Below are 18,501 nucleotides of genomic sequence, written 5' to 3'. Positions count from 1 at the left end.
AATCGTTTCTGCACGCAGGCTTGATGGCAGGCAAAGCACGTCGGGTGCTTCGCCCGATCCCCAGCCAACGCACGTTCAGAGATGGTCCGCGTCGACCACCGCTTGAGCGAAGGCTTGGGGTGCTTCTTGCGGCAGGTTGTGGCCGACGCCGCCGTCTATCACGCGATGCTCATACGGCCCGGTGAATCGCTTGGCATAAGCCGAAGCCGGTGGGTGCGGCGCTCCATTGGCGTCGCCCTCGAGCGTAATGGTGGGGACACCGATGGACGGGAATGCCGCCAGTTTTTTCTCCAGCCCGTCGTATTTGGCCTCCCCTTTGACCAGGCCGAGTCTCCAGCGATAGTTGTAGATCGAGACGGCGACATGATCGGGGTTCTGCAATGCCGCGGCGCTGCGCTCATAGGTGGCGTCGTCGAAGTTCCACTTGGGCGAGGCGAGTTTCCAGATCAACTTGGCGAAATCATGGGTGTTCTTCTCATAGCCCAAGCGACCGCGCTCGGTGGCGAAATAGAACTGGTACCACCACTGCAGCTCGGCCTCCGGCGGCAGAGGCGCCTTGCCCGCTTCCTGGCTGCCGATCAGATAACCGCTCACCGCCACCAGCGCCTTGACCCGCTCCGGCCACAGGGCCGCGACGATATCGGCAGTGCGCGCGCCCCAGTCGTAACCGGCGAGGACAGCCTGCTTGATCTTCAGCGCGTCCATGAAATCGATCAGGTCACTGGCCAGGGCGGAAGGTTGACCATTACGCACTGTCTTGGCGGACAGGAACCGGGTGTCGCCATATCCGCGGGCATACGGAATCAGCACGCGATAGCCTTTGTCGGCCAAGGCCGGCGCCACATCGGCATAGCTGTGGATGTCGTACGGCCATCCGTGGAGCAGGATGATGACCGGCCCATCGGCGGGCCCGACCTCGGCATAGGACACCTCTAGCAGGCCGGCCTTGACATGCTTCAACGGGCCGAACGAGGTGTGGCTGCCGGGTGTGATCGTACCGATCGTGCCTGCCGGTACTTCGGCGGCGCTTGCCGGCGACGATGCAAGTCCCAGGGCACCCAGTTGCATCATCGCGAACACCAGGATCGACGGCGCGAGCAAACGCCGACGCTGCGGTGCGCTGGGGGGATTAGTCAAAGTCAGGTCCATGGTAGATCTCCCTTGGGGAAGGTGGCTGGCGGCGCCGAGGCTGGAGCCGCCGATGAATTTATCGAGTGCCCTGGGCGAGCGTTTTGTTTGCAGCGGCACGCAGCGGCCGGAAGGCCTCGCGCAACTCTTCGCTGAACAGTTGCGGCTGTTCCCAGGCAGCGAAGTGCCCGCCCTTGCTGGCTTCGTTGAAATACGACAGGGACGGATAGGCCCGCTGGGCCCATACCTTGGGCGCGCGGTAGATTTCGTGCGGGAACACCGTGATGGCCACCGGAACCTTGATGTCGGCGGTCTTCTGCGCCGCGGCGCTGAAGTTATTGTTGTTGTTCTCCCAGTAGAAACGGGAGGACGACGCGCCGGTGTCGGTCAGCCAGTACAAACTGATGTCGTCGAGCATCTCGTCGCGGCTGAGCACGCGTTCCGGCTTGCCGTCGCTGTCAGTCCAGGCGGCAAACTTTTCGTACATCCACGCCGCCGTGCCCGAGGGTGAGTCGGCCAGCAGGTAACCCATGGTCTGCGGCCGGGTCACCATCATTGCGCCGTAGGCGGCATTGCGACCGAAGAACGTACTCAGGGCGTTGTAGGCGTTGCGCTCCGAATCGCTCAGGCCCGCGGGGGCCGGGTCACCGCTGTTGATCGGTTTCACCAGTTCAGGCGGCACGGTCGCGGGCATATTCAAATGAATGCCGAGCAACCCTGCGGGGGCCAGGCGGCCCAGCGCGTCGGAAATCACCGAGCCGTGGTCGCCGCCCTGGGAGACGTAATGGCTATAGCCCAGGCGTTTCATCAGCACATCCCAGGCTTTTGCCACGCGATCCGGCCCCCAACCGAGTTCGGTCGGCTTACCGGAAAAACCATGCCCCGGAATCGATGGAATCACCACGTCGAACGAATCTTCGGCCCGCCCGCCGTAGGCGGTCGGATCAGTCAAGGGTCCGATGGTCTTGAGAAACTCGAATTGGGATCCGGGCCAGCCATGAGTGAGGATCAGCGGCATGGCATTCGGGTTGCGCGAGCGCACATGAATGAACTGGATATCGACGCCGTCGATGGTGGTGATGAACTCCGGTAACGCATTCAGCTTGGCTTCGGCCTTGCGCCAGTCATAGCCGTTGCCCCAGTACTTCACCAACGCCTGCACCTGGGCCAGTTGCACACCTTGGGAAACGTCAGTGACGGTCTCCTTGTCCGGCCAACGGGCGGCGGCGATGCGGTTGCGCAGGTCGGTGAGTTTCGCTTCATCGACATGGATGCGGTATGGACGAATGGCTTGCGGTTGGGTCGACGCCGTGCCGGAGGGTTGATCAACCGCCGGGGTGGCTGCCCATACGCCTTGGCTGCTGGCAAGCAATGCGAAACCGAACACGGTGCCTATGGCTGATGACGCCAGGCAGCGATGCCAGGCGGAAATGGAAGTAGCTGCGGGCATGGTGAATCTCCTTGGAATATGGCCCATGGGCCTGGCTCGTTGTCGGAGCCGCTCACCGTGCGCAGCGCATTCCTGGTCACGGTCAGCGGCGTCTGTCCGACTCACGCAAGCCCGATCAAACCACCGCGCCACCCATGCGACGATTGCACCAAAGTGTCGGTCGATACCTAGGTATCACCGGCATTGAGAACCGTCGTCGAGAACACCCTGTGGTGTGCCTGGCGGGAGCCGCCCTTCGCGGGCGGCTGCGGTGTCGAGCCTGGCCTTGCCTCAATTATCCTGGCCGCAATCCTGGGCAATCGCGCTGTAGTCCAGCGCCCGGATCGCGCCGGTGGAATCCAGGTAGGTCATGCGCGACTCGACGACGCCACAACCCGAACCCGCGCCTTGCTTGACCGACAGCACCTTGGCGATGTCCAAGTGATCGCCGTACATGTAGGCCTGCGGCTTGACGGTGTCCTGGGCGTTGGCTGCCACGGCGCCGAGGCTGAGGATGGCAAACAGTGAAGCGATGCTGAGGTGCTTGATGTTCATGGCGATGTCTCCGACGTTTGAGTGAATACCTGGGACGGCGTGTGCTGTCTCGATGGGGCTCATTTGACGCCGGTGAGGTATCTCGGGTGTGTCGCCGATGGGCTTGAAGGAATCGTTTCGTGTCTACAAAGGCTCTGGATACACAGCGATACATTTGCCTCGGGAGGACTTCGATCTTTTCCTGCGGGAAGTTTGCTTTATCATGGCGACCACTCTTTCCCGACCTGATGGAACCACCATGACTTTCGATTTCGACCTGGTGTTCGACCGCCACGGCACCGGTAGCACCAAGTGGAGCCGCTACCCGGCCGAGGTATTGCCGATGTGGGTAGCCGACATGGATTTCGCCGCGCCGCCAGTTGTCATCGATGCCCTGCGCAAGCGCCTGGAGCATCCGATGCTCGGCTACAGCGTGGCCCAGGACAACCTTCGCGCCGCCATCGTCGCCGATCTCTGGAGCAAATACGCCTGGCGCGTCGAGCCCCAGCAGATCCTCTTCCTGCCAGGGGTCGAGCCGGGCTTCAACATGGCCTTGCACGCGCTGGTGGAACCGCAGCAGAACGTCGTGGTGCAGGTGCCCAACTATCCGCCGCTGCGCAACGCCCCGGGGAACTGGGGCCTGAAGAAGGTGGAGCTGTCGTTCAACCCGCTCAACGGTGAATTCCACACGGACCTGACCGGGCTGAAAACTGCGTTGCACGGCGGCGGCGCACTGCTGCTGAGCAACCCGCACAACCCGCTGGGCAAGGTGTTCGGCCACCGCGAATTGAAGGCAGTGGCAGACATCTGTGTCGAGCAGGACGCCTGGATCATCTCCGACGAAATCCATGCCGAGCTGTGCTTCGACGGTCGCAAGCACATCCCCACCGCCACCCTGGGCACGGAGATTGCCGAGCGCACCATCACCCTGATGTCCGCCAGCAAGGCCTATAACATCGCCGGCCTGAAAACCTCCTTCGCCATCATCCAGAACGCCAAGCTGCGGGAACGGGTCAACAGCGCCCGGGCCGGCATGGTCGACAGCGTCAACGCCCTCGGCCTCGAAGCGACCCGTGCCGCCTACAGCGAAGCGGGCCCGTGGCTGGAGGCCTTGAAGGATTACCTGCAAGCCAACCGTGATTACCTGGTCGAGGCGGTAAAGACCCGTCTGCTGGGCATCACCATGACCGTGCCCCAGGGCACCTACCTGGCGTGGCTGGATTGCTCCGGGTTGGGGCTGGACGACCCGCAGGGATTCTTTCTCAAGGAAGCCAAGGTCGGCTTGAGCGCCGGGTTGGATTTCGGCGACGACGCCGGGCAGTTCGTGCGGTTGAACTTCGGCTGCCCACGGGCGTTGCTGGAGGAAGGGATTGCGCGGATGGAGCGGAGTTTGAAGGCTCGGGGCTGAATCACTGCTACCGCCGACTGTAGGAGCTGCCGAGCGCAGCGAGGCTGCGATCTTTTCGCCGATCAAGCCAGAGATCAAAAGATCGCAGGCTGCGCCAGCTCCTACGGTTCAGCGGGAGCAGGTTGCTTCGCCGCAAGGGCAATCCGTTCGACGGTGTCTCAGTCATGCATATCCGGCGTATGCACAAAGCACAACTTGTTCCCCTCCGGATCCCGGCAATAGGCGCCGTAATAATCCTTTGAGTATTGCGGCCGCAGGCCCGGCGCGCCTTCGTCGAAACCGCCCATGTCGAGCGCTATCTTCCAGGCGTCGCGCACGGCTTGCTGTGAGTCGGCGGCGAAGCTGACCTGCATGCCATTGCCCCACGTCGCCGGCAGCCCGTTGATCGGCACCTGGACGAACACCTGGGGCCAATGCCTGCCGGGCTGATGCCAACCTTCCCCGGGTGGCCCCGAGTCATCCTCGCTCGCCATGCGCACCAAGCCCAGGCAGCCAAGCACGGCATCATAGAATGCGACCATTTTCGGCAGGTCCCGCGCGCCAATCTGTATGTGACTGAACATGTTGTTTCTCCTGTTGAATCTTTCCTGGCATTTGAATAGACGGCCTTACCCACGTTCACCCGGACGTAGGGCCAGGCGACGAACCGCTGCCGGTCACGCTCATCGACCGACGGGAAACTCCAACCGAACTCTGCTGGAAAGCCTGAAGTCCACCCTCCATCGCAACCACTCGCCCTGGAGAATGATTATGGCCAATTACCCCACCCCACCCTTCCCCAAGCAACAACAACCCGTACCCGGCAGCCAGCAGAAAATGGACCCGTACCCAGACTGCGGCGAACAGAGTTACAAGGGCTCCGGACGCCTGGCGAACAAGATAGCGCTGATCACCGGCGCCGACAGCGGCATCGGGCGCGCCGTGGCGATTGCCTTCGCCCGCGAAGGCGCGGACGTGGCCATCTCCTACTTGAACGAACATGAAGACGCCAAGGAAACCGCGCGCTGGGTCGAGCAGGCTGGCCGCCAATGCCTGTTGCTGCCGGGCGACCTCGCCGACAAGGCGCAATGCCGCAAGGTCGTCGATGAAACCGTGGCGCGCTTCGGGCGTATCGACGTCCTCGTCAATAACGCCGCATTCCAGATGACCCATGAGAGCCTGGAAGACATCCCTGATGAGGAATGGGTCCGCACGTTCGATATCAACATCACCGCGATGTTCAGGATCTGCCAGGCCGCGGTGCCGCACATGAAAACCGGCGGTTCGATCATCAACACCACGTCGGTCAACTCCGACATGCCCAAGCCGACGCTGCTGGCCTACGCCACGACCAAGGGTGCCATCGCCAACTTCACCGGCGGCCTGGCGCAGATGCTCGGGCCCAAGGGCATCCGCGTGAACAGCGTCGCGCCAGGGCCGATCTGGACGCCGCTGATCGTCGCCACCATGCCCGAGGAAGAAGTGCAGAATTTTGGGTCCCAGACGCCGCTGGGCCGCCCCGGCCAACCGGTGGAAGTGGCGCCGATCTTCGTGCTGCTGGCGTCGGATGAGTCCAGCTACATTTCCGGCTCGCGGTATGCGGTGACGGGGGGCAAGCCGATCCTTTAATGCTCGGCACACCCCTTTTTGGCATGGCCTGGGGTGTAGGAGCTGCCGAGCGTAGCGAGGCTGCGATCTTTTCCTGATGCTTGGGTCTCAAGCAAAAGATCAAAAGATCGCAGGCTTCGCCAGCTCCTACAGAGGTAGCTTGCTAGTCATAGACGCGTTCCTTGCCGAGGATCACTCCTTGGCAATCACCGAGATCTTGCCGTTACGCTCGATGATCGCGAACTTGATCTGGTCCAGGGTCTCGATGCCCTGGCTGGAGCGTGCCGCCTCCATGATGTCTGCCTCGATCAGCCGGGCGTGGCGCATGCGCCCCTCCAAGATGCGCCCGTCCTCGACGATGATGGTCGGGCCGCCGTCGATCAGCCGGGACACCCAATCGGAGCGCAGCTTGAGCAACGAAAACCCGACATCGATGGCGATCAGCGTGACGATGACCATGAATGAGTTGGTCATCGAAAAGTCATCCCCCAGCAGCGCCTGCTGGGTCGCCTCGCCGATGATCATCAGCAGCACAAAGTCGAAGGTGGTGATCTCCGCCAGCGAACGACGCCCGGAGATCTTGAACAGCACCATCAATACCGCATACATCGCGGCGGCGCGCAGTACCGAATCCATACGTCACCTAAGGAAAAATGAATTGATTGAACATGACCACGGCGCCATGGGGCGTGGCGATGCGGGTGTGGTAGGTGCCAAGGCCTTCGCCGAGTAATGACAGGTGCAGGTTGGCCTGCCCCTGGCCGTCCGCCTGCAGCCAGACTTTCATGCCCGGTCCCGCAGCCGCCGAGCGCAGGGGCTGGGGCTGCACGCTCTGCACGTCGAACCCTTCCAGCCAGTCGCCCCCGAGCTCCACCTCCAGCACCGCGCCAGGCGTACCCTTCAGGCGAATGATCATCGGATTGGTCGAACCGTTGCGGTGGAATTTCTCGTATTCGACGCCAATGCCGCCGTCGGCGCTGTGCATTTCGCGACTGCTCAACGGGCCACGGGAAAACAACCCGAGCAAGGTGAGGATCACCAGCAGCACCAGCACGTACCAACCGACCCGCTCGAAACGCCAGACCTTGTGCTGGAACACCATGTCCTCGCGCACCGGGAACTCGCGGCTACGGTGGTCGTCCTGTTCCCATTTGTCGGTCATGAGGCTCCTCCCTATCGACGGTCGCCCGCCAAAGCGCGCTGGTGATAGCCCGGTATCTGCTGCAAGGCGTACTCGCTGGACAGCCGTTGCACCTGGCGCCGGTCACCGAAGAAGCGTTCCCGGCGACTGAACAGCGCGCGCTGCCCGTTCACCTCGAACGCCCAGGCAAAACACACCGTGCCGGCGGGGATACCGTCCTTGTCGTCCGGCCCGAGCAGGCCGGTGGTGGCCACCGCGACGTTGGCGTTGGCGTCGCGCAGGGCGCCGAGGGCCATTTCCTCGGCGACTTCGCGGCTGGTCAGGTTGAAGGTGTCGATGGTTCGTGGCTTGACCCCGAGCAGGCGCTGCTTGGCTTCGGGGGAATACACCACATAGCCGCTCTCGATCAGCGAACCGCTGCCCGGCACTTCAGCCAGCAGCGTGACGATCAGCCCCGCGGTGCAGGACTCGGCGGTGGTCAGGCGCAACTCATGTTCGCGCATGTACTCGATCAGGGAATGGGCAACAGTCATGGCATACAGTCCTTCATGGAGGCTGATGGGTTGACCCCCGCCGTTTCGAATCATTCCCTTTATCGCGCCGTCGCCCGGACCGGCCAAATAAATGAAACCCCTGGCCAATCCTGTACCTCATAACCGTATGAGCCTCATGCAGAGGCTGTCCTGATCAGGAGGTCGTCATGTCCGTGCTTTTCGTCAAACTGTTCACCCATCCCGAATTCGCCTGGGGGGACATTCGCGAGCAAGAGCAGGCTCATCCACACCATTACCTGGCGCATCTGCTGTTGCTCGCGTTGATCCCGGCGGTGTGCCTGTTCATCGGCACCACCTGGACCGGTTGGAGCCTGGCCGAGAACGAAACCGTGCGACTCAGCCACGCCAGCGCGCTTCAGCTATGCGTGCTGCTGTACGTGACCATCGTGGTCGGCGTGTCGCTGATGGGGTTGTTCATCCGCTGGATGTCGCGCACCTTCGAGGCCCGACCGACGGTCAACCAGTGCATCGGTTTCGCCGCGTACACCGCGACCCCGTATTTCCTGGCCGGGATCTTCGGCGTGTACCCAAGCCGATGGCTGGCGGTGGCGGTCCTGCTGGCCGCTTCGGTCTACTCGACGTTCCTGCTGTTCGTCGGCCTGCCCAAGTTCATGGGTTTGAAGAAGGAACAGGGCCTGCTGTATTCGGCCAGCGTCTGGGGTGTCGGCTTGCTGGTGCTGGTGACGATCCTGGTGGAAATGATCCTGCTGTGGTTCAACTATCTGCAGCCGGAATATCTGCGGGTTCCGGTAGGCTGAATGGCTTTTGAAGGTACACAATGTGGGTGGCGGCGGCGTAGCGAAGCGTGAGTTTTCGCAATCTTCGCGTAACCCGACTATCCTGCGACTTTTTGTATCCCGAATCGAGTCGGCAGCGCTGGACCGCCCCGCCGCCCTTAAGGCCAAATTTATATGCCATCTTCAAGCAAACGCTCTCCCAACGTGCCACAACGACGAGAGCTGAGCCCCAGCAGCCTGGATTTCGCCGTGGTCGGCATCGGTGCTTCCGCGGGCGGGCTACAGGCCATCAAGCAGTTTTTCGAACACATGCCCAAGGACAACGGCATGGCGTTCGTGATCGTTTTGCACCTCTCCCCGGATCATCAGAGCATCGCCGACAAGATCATCCAGGAATCGACCAAGATGCCTGTGTTGCAGGTGACCGAGGCGGTGCCGATCCAGAAGAACCATGTCTACGTGATTTCCCCTGCCCATCAGTTGTCGATGAACGACGGTTACCTGAAGGTTTCCCCGGCCGAGCCGCGCCAGGGCGGGCACGTGGCGATCGACCTGTTCTTTCGCGACCTGGCCGATGTGCACAAGGACCGGGCATTCTGCCTGGTACTGTCAGGCACCGGCTCGGACGGTGCCGTGGGCCTGTCGCGGATCAAGGAACAGGGCGGCGTGACCATCGCCCAGTCGCCACAGGACGCCGAATTCGATGGCATGCCCCAGGCCGCCATCGACACCCAAATGGTCGACCTGGTGCTCCCTGTCGTCGAGATGCCGCAAAAGCTCCTGGAGCTCTGGCGCAACTCCCAGGCCATCCGCCTGCCGACCGCCAACGATCCGGAGATCCATACCCAACCGCCTGCCTCCGAGCGTGAGGCGATCGCCGCCGAGCAATCACTGCAGGATGTTCTGGTGCTGCTGCGCGCCGGCACCGGCCATGACTTCAAGCATTACAAGCGCGCCACCGTGCTGCGGCGCATCGAACGGCGCATGCAAGTCACCGCCCAACCGGACCTGGGCGCCTACTACAGCTACCTGCAGAATCATCCGGAAGAAACCAAGGCGCTGCTCGGCGACCTGCTGATCGGCGTGACCAACTTCTTCCGTGATCGCGAGGCCTTCGAAGCCCTGGAGCGTGACGTCCTGCCCAACCTGCTCAAGCCAGTGGAACCGGGCAGCGTGCCGCCGGAGGAGATCCGCGTCTGGTCAGCCGGTTGCTCGACCGGCGAGGAGGCCTACACCCTGGCCATGTTGCTCAGCGACCAGCTGCAACACGACGCCAGCAGCGCGAAGTTGCAGATATTCGCCACCGATATCGATGAACGGGCCATTACCGTGGGTCGCGGCGGCGCCTATCCGGAAGCCATCATCACCGACGTACCGCCCACCCGCCTGCGTCAGTATTTCCTGAAGGAAGGCGCCAGTTTCAGGGTTCGCAAGGAAATCCGCGAACGCGTGCTGTTCGCCAAGCACAGCCTGCTGTCGGACCCACCGTTCTCGCAGATTGACCTGATCGTCTGCCGTAACCTGCTGATCTACCTCGACCGCGAAGTACAGCGGGAAATCCTGCAAATGTTCCACTTTGCCCTGCGTCCGGGCGGCTACCTGTTCCTCGGCTCGTCGGAATCGGCCGACGCCTGCAGTGAGCTGTTCAGCCCGGTGGACAAGCGCAACCGGATTTTCCGGGCCAAGTACGGCACCGCCAGCAGCCGCCGCACCCCGACCATGCCCCGTGGCGGCTACGTGCGCAGCACCTCGTCGCTGGTCCCCGCCCAGGTCCCGGTGCCGCGCAGGGTGTCGTTTGCCGATATCCATCTGCGCGCCATCGAACAGGCCGCGCCACCCAGCATCATCGTCGACAACAATGGCGACATCCTGCACATGATCGAAAGTGCCGGTCGCTTCCTGCGCCATGTCGGTGGCGAAATGTCGCGCAACCTGTTGACCCTGATCAATCCGCAACTGCGCCTGGAAATCCGCACCGCGTTGTTCCAGGTCAACCAGAACGGCCAGCCGGTCAAGTCGCGACAGGTCAACATGGAGCGCGATGGGCGACGTTTCCTGGTGGACCTGCTGGTCCAGCCGTATCGCGACGAACTGTCCGATGGCGAGTTCTTGCTCGTGGTGTTCGAAGAGGAAGAAGTCGACCCCATCCAACAGGTCGACACCATCACCAGCCAGACCGAAAACCAGGTCCTGGCCAATCTGGAGCGCGAGCTGCAGCGGACCAAGTTGCACCTGCAAGACACCATCGAGCAGGCCGAAGTCTCCAGCGAGGAGCTCAAGGCCTCCAACGAAGAAATGCAGGCCATCAACGAGGAACTGCGCTCCGCCACCGAGGAGCTGGAGACCAGCAAGGAAGAGCTGCAATCGATCAACGAAGAACTGCTGACGGTCAACTACGAGCTCAAGACCAAGGTTGAAGAAACCGACAAGATCAACGATTACCTGACCAACCTGATCGCTTCCACCGACATCGCCACGGTGTTCATCGACCGCAGCATGCGCATCAAGTGGTTCACGCCTCGGGCCACGGATATCTTCAGCATGCTTCCGGTGGACACCGGGCGTTCGCTGCTGGACATCACCCATCGCCTGGACTACCCGGACATGGCGGCGGATGCCACCCAGGTGTTCGGATCCCTGAACATGATCGAGCGCGAAGTCAGCAGCAGCGATGCTCGCTGGTACATCGCCCGGCTGCTGCCGTACCGCTCCAGCGAGGACCATATCGACGGCACGGTGCTGACGTTCATCGACATCACCAAGCGCCGGGCAGCCGAGGAAGAGCTGCGCCTGGGGGAGGAGCGCATGCGCCTGGTGGCCGAAAGCACCCGGGACTACGCGATCATCCTGCTGGATGAACATGGCGTGATCACCCGTTGGAACACGGGGGCGGAGCTGATTTTCGGCCACACGAAGGCGGAAGCGGAAGGCAGCTACTACGACTTTGTCTTTACCCCCGAAGACCGCGCCACCGGCGTCCCCGAAACAGAACTGGGCACTGCACGGGCCAACGGCCGTTGCGAAGACGAGCGCTGGCACCAGCGCAAGGACGGCAGCCGCTTCTTCTGCAGCGGCGAAGTCACGCTGCTCAGCGGCGACTATTTGCAGGGCTACGTGAAGATCGCCCGTGACCTCACCGGCCACAAGCGCCTGCACGAGGAACAGACCCAGCGGCTGATGGAAACCCAGAACTCGAACCATCTGAAGGATGAGTTCTTCGCCGTCATGTCCCACGAGCTCAAGCACCCGTTGAACCTGATCCAGCTCAATGCCGAGCTGCTGCGGCGCCTGCCGGTGACCAAGACCGTCACCGCGGCAGCCCGGGCCGTGAACACCATCTGCGACGCGGTCACCAGCCAGGCGCGCATCATCGATGACCTGCTGGACGTGGCCCGGGTCCGCACCGGCAAGCTCAAGCTCAAGCGCCAGCCGGTCGATCTGGCTCGCGTGCTGCAAGACATCTACACCGTGGTGATCAACGACAATCACCCGAACAAAGTCACCCTTGAGCTGCCTGAGGGCTCCAGCGGCGAGCTGGTCGTCAATGCCGACCCGACCCGGTTGGAGCAGATCATCTGGAACCTGGTAAACAACGCGCTGAAGTTCACCCCTAACGGCGGCCGTGTGCAACTGGTCGCCAGTCACGATGACCATATGGCCCGCCTGGACATAAAGGATTCTGGCGTGGGTATCGCGGCGGAGCACCTGAACGAGGTGTTCGACCTGTTCGGCCAGGCCGAGACCCAGCACGCCACCCACCAGCGCGAAGGCCTGGGGATCGGCCTGTCACTGGTCCGGCAATTGACCGAAGCCCACGGCGGCAGCGTCGAGGTCAAGTCCGAAGGGCTGGGTAAAGGCTGCACCTTCACCATTCGCCTGCCCTTGAGCAATGCCGCGATCCTGCCCAAGCCGCAGGCCTGCGACGAACAGTCCGGGCGCCTGGGCGGTTTGACGATCCTGCTGGTGGATGACTCGCCCGACGTGCTCGACACCCTCAAGCTGCTGCTGGAGATGGAAGACGCCGTCGTGGTTGCCTTCGATCAGCCGTTGGAGGCGTTGGAAGCCGCCAAGGATGGCCGTTTCGACGTGGTGATTTCCGACCTCGGCATGCCGGTGATGAATGGCCATGAACTGATGCAGGCCCTGCGCAAGCTGCCCCATATCAAACACATCCCGGCCATCGCCCTGACCGGCTACGGCGCGTCCATCGACCTGAATAAATCCCGGCAATCGGGCTTCGACCAGCACATCGGCAAACCGGTGTCCTATGACGAGTTGATTGAAACGATCGAGCAGTTGCGGCGTTCGCAGGTTTATTAGTCGCGGGCCGGCTGGAGCTAGTTTCTGTGGGTGAGGAAGCTTGCTCCTGCTGGGCTGCGCGGTAGGAGCTGCCGAGCGAAGCGAGGCTGCGATCTTTCCGGCGACACTTGAATCTCAAGCGGAAGATCAAAGATCAAAAGATCGCAGGCTGCGCCAGCTCCTACAGAGCCCAGCGGGGGAGCTTCTGTGGGTGAGGGAGCTTGCTCCCGCTGGGCTGCGCGGTAGGAGCTGCCGAGCGAAGCGAGGCTGCGATCTTTCCGAGGACACCTGAATCTCAAGCGAAAGATCAAAAGATCTAAAGATCAAAAGATCGCAGGCTTCGCCAGCTCCTACAGAGCGCAGCGGGGGAGCTTCTGTGGGTGAGGAAGCTTGCTCCCGCTGGGCTGGCGGTAGGAGCTGCCGAGCGAAGCGAGGCTGCGATCTTTCCGAGGACACTTGAATCTCAAGCGGAAGATCAAAGATCAAAAGATCGCAGGCTTCGCCAGCTCCTACAGAGCGCAGCGGGGGAGCTTCTGTGGGTGAGGGAGCTTGCTCCCGCTGGGCTGCGCGGTAGGAGCTGCCGAGCGAAGCGAGGCTGCGATCTTTCCGAGGACACCTGAATCTCAAGCGAAAGATCAAAAGATCTAAAGATCAAAAGATCGCAGGCTTCGCCAGCTCCTACAGAGCGCAGCGGGGGAGCTTCTGTGGGTGAGGAAGCTTGCTCCCGCTGGGCTGGCGGTAGGAGCTGCCGAGCGAAGCGAGGCTGCGATCTTTCCGAGAACACTTGAATCTCAAGCGGAAGATCAAAGATCAAAAGATCGCAGGCTTCGCCAGCTCCTACAGAGCCGAGCGGGAGCAAGCTCCCTCGCCACAGAAGCGGGTCCTCTTCAGCGAGAAGATGACTTTCCTGTCCACAAAAGCGCTACCGCCAAGATACTATTTGCCGGTCTTCTTCATCCCAACCCGCCGCCGCATGTCGGCGGTGATGCTCTGGCGGGTCTTGCGCAGGTCAGCCCAAGGCTCGTGCCCCACCTCCGCCAGCCGCTCATGGACGTTGTGCACGTTCCACAGGTTGGCGCCCTTGAGCTCGGCCACTTCTTCGCGGTAGATCGGCACCGATACCGGCAGCCCCTCGCGGGTACGGGCGGCGTAGGCGCAGATGGTCGTGGCGCCCAGGCCATTGCGCAGGTAATCGATGAAGATCCGCCCTACCCGGTTCTTAGGCCCCGACACCGCCGAGAAACGATCAGGCAACAGCTTGGCGATGTGGCTGACGATGGCATGGCTGAAGCCCTTTACCTCGTCCCAGCCCAACTTGCGGGTGATCGGCACGACAATGTGAATGCCCTTGCCGCCGCTGGTCTTCAGGAAGGCCTTCAGGCCCAGTTCATCCAGCACCGACAAGGTCAGTTGCGTGGCTTCCACCATGCTTTTCCAAGGCAGTGCCGGGTCCGGGTCAAGGTCCAGGACGAAGCGGTCAGGCTTGTCCAGGTCCACGCAAGTGCCATTCCAGGTGTGCAGCTCCACGGTGCTCATCTGCACCGCGCCGATCAGCGCTTCGGCGTTGTTGATGATCATGATGGGTTGCCCGGTGAGGTCCTTGTCCAGGCTGGTGATGCCGGGGATGGCCAGGCGTTCGGGGTTCTTCTGGAAGAACAGCTCCCCTGCAATGCCGTCCGGCGCCCGGACCAGCGCCACCGGACGGTCGGCCAGCTCCGGCAGGATGAAGTCGGCAACGCCGGCGTAGTACTCGGCCAGTTGCATTTTCGTCGTGCCGCTGCTGGCGTCGATGACCCGATCCGGATGGGTGATGCGGACCTTGCCGTCCAACGTTGGCGACTGCGCAGCCTTGGGCTTGGCTTTGGCTTTCGCCTTGGCCGGCGCCGGTTCGGCCTCGGCCTTGGCCGCAGTCTTTTTCACGGTTTTCGGCAACTCCTGGGTGATCGCCTTGGCCGGCTTGTCGTTGCGCAAGCCATGGAACACGGCATGGCGGACCGAGCCTTCCTTGGTCATTTCGGCGAACGCCACTTCCGCCAGCAACTCCGGCTTGAGCCAGTGCACGCCCTTGGCGTCGTAGCCGGTGGGCGGATTGACCACGGCGGCTTTCTTCGTTTCGAGGGGCAGCAGTTGCTGATAGATGCTTTTGAGGGTGGTTTCGTTGAAACCGGTGCCGACCTTGCCGGCATAGCGCAATTCGCCGCTGTCGACGTCGTGCAGGCCCAGCAACAAGGCCCCGAACGCGCTGCGGGCGCCCTTCGGGTCACTGAAGCCAACCACGACGAATTCCTGGCGATTCTTGCACTTGAGCTTGATCCAGTCACTGCTGCGCCGGGACACATAGGCGCTGCCCTGGCGCTTGCCGATCAACCCTTCCATGCGCATCTGGCAGGCGCTGTTGAGCAGCGCTTCGGGGGTCTCTTCGAAAGAGTCCGAGAAGCGCAGCAAGGGGTCTTCATTGGGTTCGAGCACGGCGGCCAAAGCGGCCCGGCGTTCCTCCACCGGCACTTTGCGCAGGTCCATGCCATTGAGGTACGGCAGGTCGAACAGGTAATACGCAATCTTGCCGCTGCTGCCGGCATCGAAAGCGTTTTGCAGGGCCTGGAAATCCGGCACGCCTTGCTCGTTGGCGACGACCATCTCGCCGTCGAGCCAGGCCGATTCCAACCCCAGCGCCGCCAGGGCCTCGGCCTGTTTCGGCAGCTTATGCGTCCAGTCATGACCGTTGCGGGTGATCAAGCGCACGTCGCCATTGTCGATGCGCGCCATGACCCGGTAACCGTCGAACTTGATCTCGTAGAGCCAGTCGCCGTCCGGGGCGCTTTCCACCAGGGTCGCCAGTTCCGGCTTGAGGGTTTCAGGCATCGGGCCGGCAACGGCGCCGCTGAGGGTGGTCTTTCCAGTTTTTTTCGTCGACTTCGGCTTGGCAGGCTCTTCCGGCTGCTTCACGGCTTTGGCAGCAGCAGCCTTGCCCCGGCGCTTGGGCACGATGGTGCGATCACTGAGCACGCTGTCAGGCTCGGCCTCCACCACGTCGTACTCGCTTTCCGGCCGGGCCGCGTCGTCCTGATGCTTGATCAGGAACCATTGCTCCTGCTTGCCCGGCATATGGGTGCGCACCAGATTCCACAGGCCCGCGAGCTTTTCCCCGCGCAACTCGAACTTGAGCCGGCCCTTTTCGTAGGCGTCGTGCACATCCCCTTGGGGAATCCACACGCCCCGGTCCCAGACGATGACGTCACCGGCGCCATAATGCCCCTCGGGAATGCTGCCCTCGAAGGACGCATAGTCCAGCGGGTGGTCTTCAACGTGCACCGCCAGGCGCTTGACCTTCGGGTCCAGGGACGGACCCTTGGGCACCGCCCAGCTCTTCAGCGCACCGTCCAGCTCCAGGCGGAAATCGTAATGCAACCGCGTGGCGTCGTGCTTCTGGATGCAGTATTGCAAGGCGTGGGCGGTTATCGCCGATTTGCGCGAGCGCTTCGCCGCCGGCTCCGGGGTGGCGGCGAAATCGCGCATGCGGTTGTAATCGTCGAGGGTCTTGCTGGTCATGGGCCACCTGCTACTTGCGCAAGGGTCGGATCGGCGACGGGCATTCCGGCGGTTTCCGACAACAGTTGATCGACCACCCGGCCCAGCGCCTCTTCAGTCGTATCACCCAGCAACAAACCCTGTTCGTAGAGCACCACCTGCCGATCAGCACTGGTGCCCTGTTGAATGATTCGGCGGGCTTGCTTGAACACGTCCTGCACACCCAGCGCCGTCGCGGTTTCGCCGAAGGTCTGCTCGGCGAGGTTCAGCCATTCGCCAATGAGCATGGGTTGCTCCTGGTCCTCGACGATAAACTCCGCGAGGATGCCGTGACGCTTGGCCCGGTAGCGGTTTTCCTTGAGGATCCAGTGGGACATCAAGCTGTAGTGGGCGCCGGGCGCAGGCTGGGCGATGGCGTGGGCAATCATCAGGCGAAACAGCGAAACGAGGCACAACACGTCTTCGATCCGAGGGCAGGCATCACAGATGCGCAGCTCCAGGGTCGGATAACGCGACGACGGCCGGAGCACCCACCAGCAATCGCTCGGCTGGCGGATGGAACCGGTGCGCGTGAGCATGTTGACGTAGCCCTCGAACGCCGGCTCATCCTCGAAGAATTCCGGCACGCCCATGCGCGGCCACTCATCGCAGGCCACCTGGCGATAACTGCTGAAGCCGCTGTAGGCGCCGTTCCAGAAAGGCGAAGATGCGCTCAGCGCCAACAGCATCGGCAGCCAGGGCAACACTTCATTCATCACCTTGACCCGATCATGATCGCCCGGCACCTCTACATGCACGTGCAGGCCCGACAGTACGCTGCGCCGCGCCACGCGCTGGTAATCGTCAAACAGTTGCTGGAAGTGCAGTTCGTCGGTGGGCTGCAAGCCGACGGTCGACATGGGATGGGACCCTGCGCTCAACAGGCCCAGGCCATGGGGCGCCAGCCGCTGGGTCAGGCCACCGCGCACCTGGGCCAGGTAATCGGCGGCCTCGGCCAGGCTGCGGAAGATGGGCGAAGCCATTTCCACCTGGCTCTGGAACATTTCATGGGCGAAATGCTTGCCCAGCTCCTCCCGGCAGGCCGCAACCGCTGCCGCGGGCGGCTGCTCGGGCATGCGGCGGGTGTGCAGGTCGGTGATGAAATATTCCTCTTCAATGCCGAACTTCAGACGCCTGTTCATCGATGTTCCCTCCGATACCCGCACCCGTGCGGGTGACAACCAACGCCACCACGGCGATCCTTTCAACGTCCTGATAACCCGGTGTCAGCAGCTCCTCGCCGAATACGTCCGGGTCCAATTCCCTGTAGGTCCAGGCGAATTCCGCCGAATCGCGCCACGCGCCCAAGGCTTCGAGGAACGGATCGCGACCATCGACCATCGCCACGCCGGTGTAGAGCACCAGCGAGCCACCGGGTGTCAGTCGGGGCAACGCCTGCTCGACGATCCGCAGCGACAACCCGGCGCCCAGCGTTCCGCCGCCATGGCGATAGGCGCGCTCGGCGGGGTCGGCCATGTACGGCGGGTTGGCGACGATCAGGTCGAAACTGCCCTCGACGTCCCGCAGCACATCACTGCGGGCGATCTCGACGTTGGCAACCTCGGCCAGCGCGGCGTTGACGGCACACAGGCGCAACGCCAAGGGGTTGATGTCGACAGCCAGGACCTGGGCCTCGCGGCGGGCACGAGCGATGATCATCGCCCCGACGCCGGCGCCGCAGCCGATGTCCACGGCGCGGTGCACGGCGGTGAAGTTCTGTTGCAAATGGGTATGGATCAGATGGGCGAAACGGTAGCTGTCCGGGCCGAAGAACACCGCGTCATTGGCCTGGGTCGGGAACTGCGAATGGGCGAACAGCATGCCGTCCAGGCTCGACCAGCGTACGCGGCTGCGCAGCAGGCCATCGCGTTCTTCCAACACTTCGGCTTCCTGCAATTGGCGCTGCTCGTCGGCGGAAATCAGCCCCGGTGCGAAGGGCCGGGACCAGCCAAAGACATCCCGCAAGGTCTTCGAGCGTTCGTTGCCGGGCCGTTGGTTGACCCGTTCATGGGTCAACGGCGTCGGCGTGATGAAACGGTAGCCGTCGGCGTGCAGGCGACGGCCCAGTTGCAACAGCGCCAGGTCGGGTTCGGACAGGCGATCTTCCTGATTCATGC

At 62.6% G+C, this 18,501-nt stretch carries 14 protein-coding genes; 4 read left to right on the top strand and 10 right to left on the bottom strand.

What is annotated here, in order from left to right; all coding sequences use genetic code 11:
* Positions 1–75 precede the first annotated feature (75 nt).
* From M8Q45_RS10210 to M8Q45_RS10200, 3 genes are all read right to left on the bottom strand, one after another.
* Positions 76–1,149: an alpha/beta fold hydrolase gene (locus M8Q45_RS10210; RefSeq protein ID WP_249874614.1), complete on the bottom strand. Its 1,074-nt coding sequence runs from the start codon at positions 1,147–1,149 to the stop codon at positions 76–78.
* A 58-nt stretch (positions 1,150–1,207) separates the two neighbouring features.
* Positions 1,208–2,578 carry an epoxide hydrolase family protein gene (locus tag M8Q45_RS10205; RefSeq protein ID WP_249874613.1) on the bottom strand — a complete coding sequence of 457 codons (1,371 nt, stop codon included), beginning with the start codon at positions 2,576–2,578 and terminating at the stop codon, positions 1,208–1,210.
* A gap of 270 nt (positions 2,579–2,848) precedes the next feature.
* Positions 2,849–3,112, bottom strand: coding sequence for a DUF2790 domain-containing protein (locus M8Q45_RS10200; RefSeq protein ID WP_249874612.1), 264 nt, complete (start codon positions 3,110–3,112; stop codon positions 2,849–2,851).
* A 238-nt stretch (positions 3,113–3,350) separates the two neighbouring features.
* On the opposite strand from M8Q45_RS10200, the gene M8Q45_RS10195 reads away from it, so the two are divergent.
* Positions 3,351–4,499, top strand: a complete 1,149-nt coding sequence (locus M8Q45_RS10195; RefSeq protein WP_249874611.1) for a MalY/PatB family protein — start codon at positions 3,351–3,353, stop codon at positions 4,497–4,499.
* 158 nt (positions 4,500–4,657) lie between these two features.
* On the opposite strand, the gene M8Q45_RS10190 is transcribed toward M8Q45_RS10195, so the two are convergent.
* The gene (locus M8Q45_RS10190; RefSeq protein ID WP_249874610.1) at positions 4,658–5,062 is read right to left on the bottom strand and encodes a VOC family protein; all 405 of its coding nucleotides are present in this window, start codon (positions 5,060–5,062) and stop codon (positions 4,658–4,660) included.
* Between the two features lie 187 nt (positions 5,063–5,249).
* On the opposite strand from M8Q45_RS10190, the gene M8Q45_RS10185 reads away from it, so the two are divergent.
* The gene (locus M8Q45_RS10185; protein ID WP_249874609.1) at positions 5,250–6,107 is read left to right on the top strand and encodes an SDR family oxidoreductase; all 858 of its coding nucleotides are present in this window, start codon (positions 5,250–5,252) and stop codon (positions 6,105–6,107) included.
* 171 nt (positions 6,108–6,278) lie between these two features.
* On the opposite strand, the gene M8Q45_RS10180 is transcribed toward M8Q45_RS10185, so the two are convergent.
* From M8Q45_RS10180 to M8Q45_RS10170, 3 genes are read right to left on the bottom strand one after another with little or no spacing between them, the layout of a single operon-like run.
* Positions 6,279–6,722: a DUF421 domain-containing protein gene (locus tag M8Q45_RS10180; RefSeq protein ID WP_249874608.1), complete on the bottom strand. Its 444-nt coding sequence runs from the start codon at positions 6,720–6,722 to the stop codon at positions 6,279–6,281.
* A gap of 7 nt (positions 6,723–6,729) precedes the next feature.
* Complete coding sequence (locus M8Q45_RS10175) at positions 6,730–7,248, bottom strand: hypothetical protein (protein WP_249874607.1); 519 nt, start codon at positions 7,246–7,248, stop codon at positions 6,730–6,732.
* A gap of 11 nt (positions 7,249–7,259) precedes the next feature.
* Positions 7,260–7,760: a CinA family protein gene (locus M8Q45_RS10170; RefSeq protein ID WP_249874606.1), complete on the bottom strand. Its 501-nt coding sequence runs from the start codon at positions 7,758–7,760 to the stop codon at positions 7,260–7,262.
* Between the two features lie 167 nt (positions 7,761–7,927).
* Between M8Q45_RS10170 and M8Q45_RS10165 the strand changes: the two genes are divergently transcribed.
* Both M8Q45_RS10165 and M8Q45_RS10160 read left to right on the top strand, forming a co-directional pair.
* Positions 7,928–8,539, top strand: coding sequence for a Yip1 family protein (locus M8Q45_RS10165; RefSeq protein WP_249874605.1), 612 nt, complete (start codon positions 7,928–7,930; stop codon positions 8,537–8,539).
* A gap of 153 nt (positions 8,540–8,692) precedes the next feature.
* Positions 8,693–12,838 carry a CheR family methyltransferase gene (locus M8Q45_RS10160; RefSeq protein ID WP_249874604.1) on the top strand — a complete coding sequence of 1,382 codons (4,146 nt, stop codon included), beginning with the start codon at positions 8,693–8,695 and terminating at the stop codon, positions 12,836–12,838.
* 915 nt (positions 12,839–13,753) lie between these two features.
* Here the strand turns inward: M8Q45_RS10160 and ligD are convergent.
* From ligD to M8Q45_RS10145, 3 genes are read right to left on the bottom strand one after another with little or no spacing between them, the layout of a single operon-like run.
* Positions 13,754–16,366, bottom strand: a complete 2,613-nt coding sequence (ligD, locus tag M8Q45_RS10155; protein WP_249874603.1) for a DNA ligase D — start codon at positions 16,364–16,366, stop codon at positions 13,754–13,756.
* Positions 16,363–17,526, bottom strand: coding sequence for a carboxylate-amine ligase (locus tag M8Q45_RS10150; protein ID WP_249874602.1), 1,164 nt, complete (start codon positions 17,524–17,526; stop codon positions 16,363–16,365). Before M8Q45_RS10150 ends, ligD begins: the two co-directional genes overlap by 4 nt.
* Positions 17,498–18,499, bottom strand: coding sequence for a methyltransferase (locus tag M8Q45_RS10145; protein WP_249874601.1), 1,002 nt, complete (start codon positions 18,497–18,499; stop codon positions 17,498–17,500). The genes M8Q45_RS10150 and M8Q45_RS10145 overlap by 29 nt, the downstream gene beginning before the upstream one ends.
* Positions 18,500–18,501 lie beyond the last annotated feature (2 nt).

Source organism: Pseudomonas sp. T1.Ur, from assembly GCF_023516725.1.
GTDB lineage: Bacteria > Pseudomonadota > Gammaproteobacteria > Pseudomonadales > Pseudomonadaceae > Aquipseudomonas > Aquipseudomonas alvandae.
Note: the sequence above shows the minus strand (reverse complement) of the source record. Positions and strands in the feature narration are given on the sequence as shown.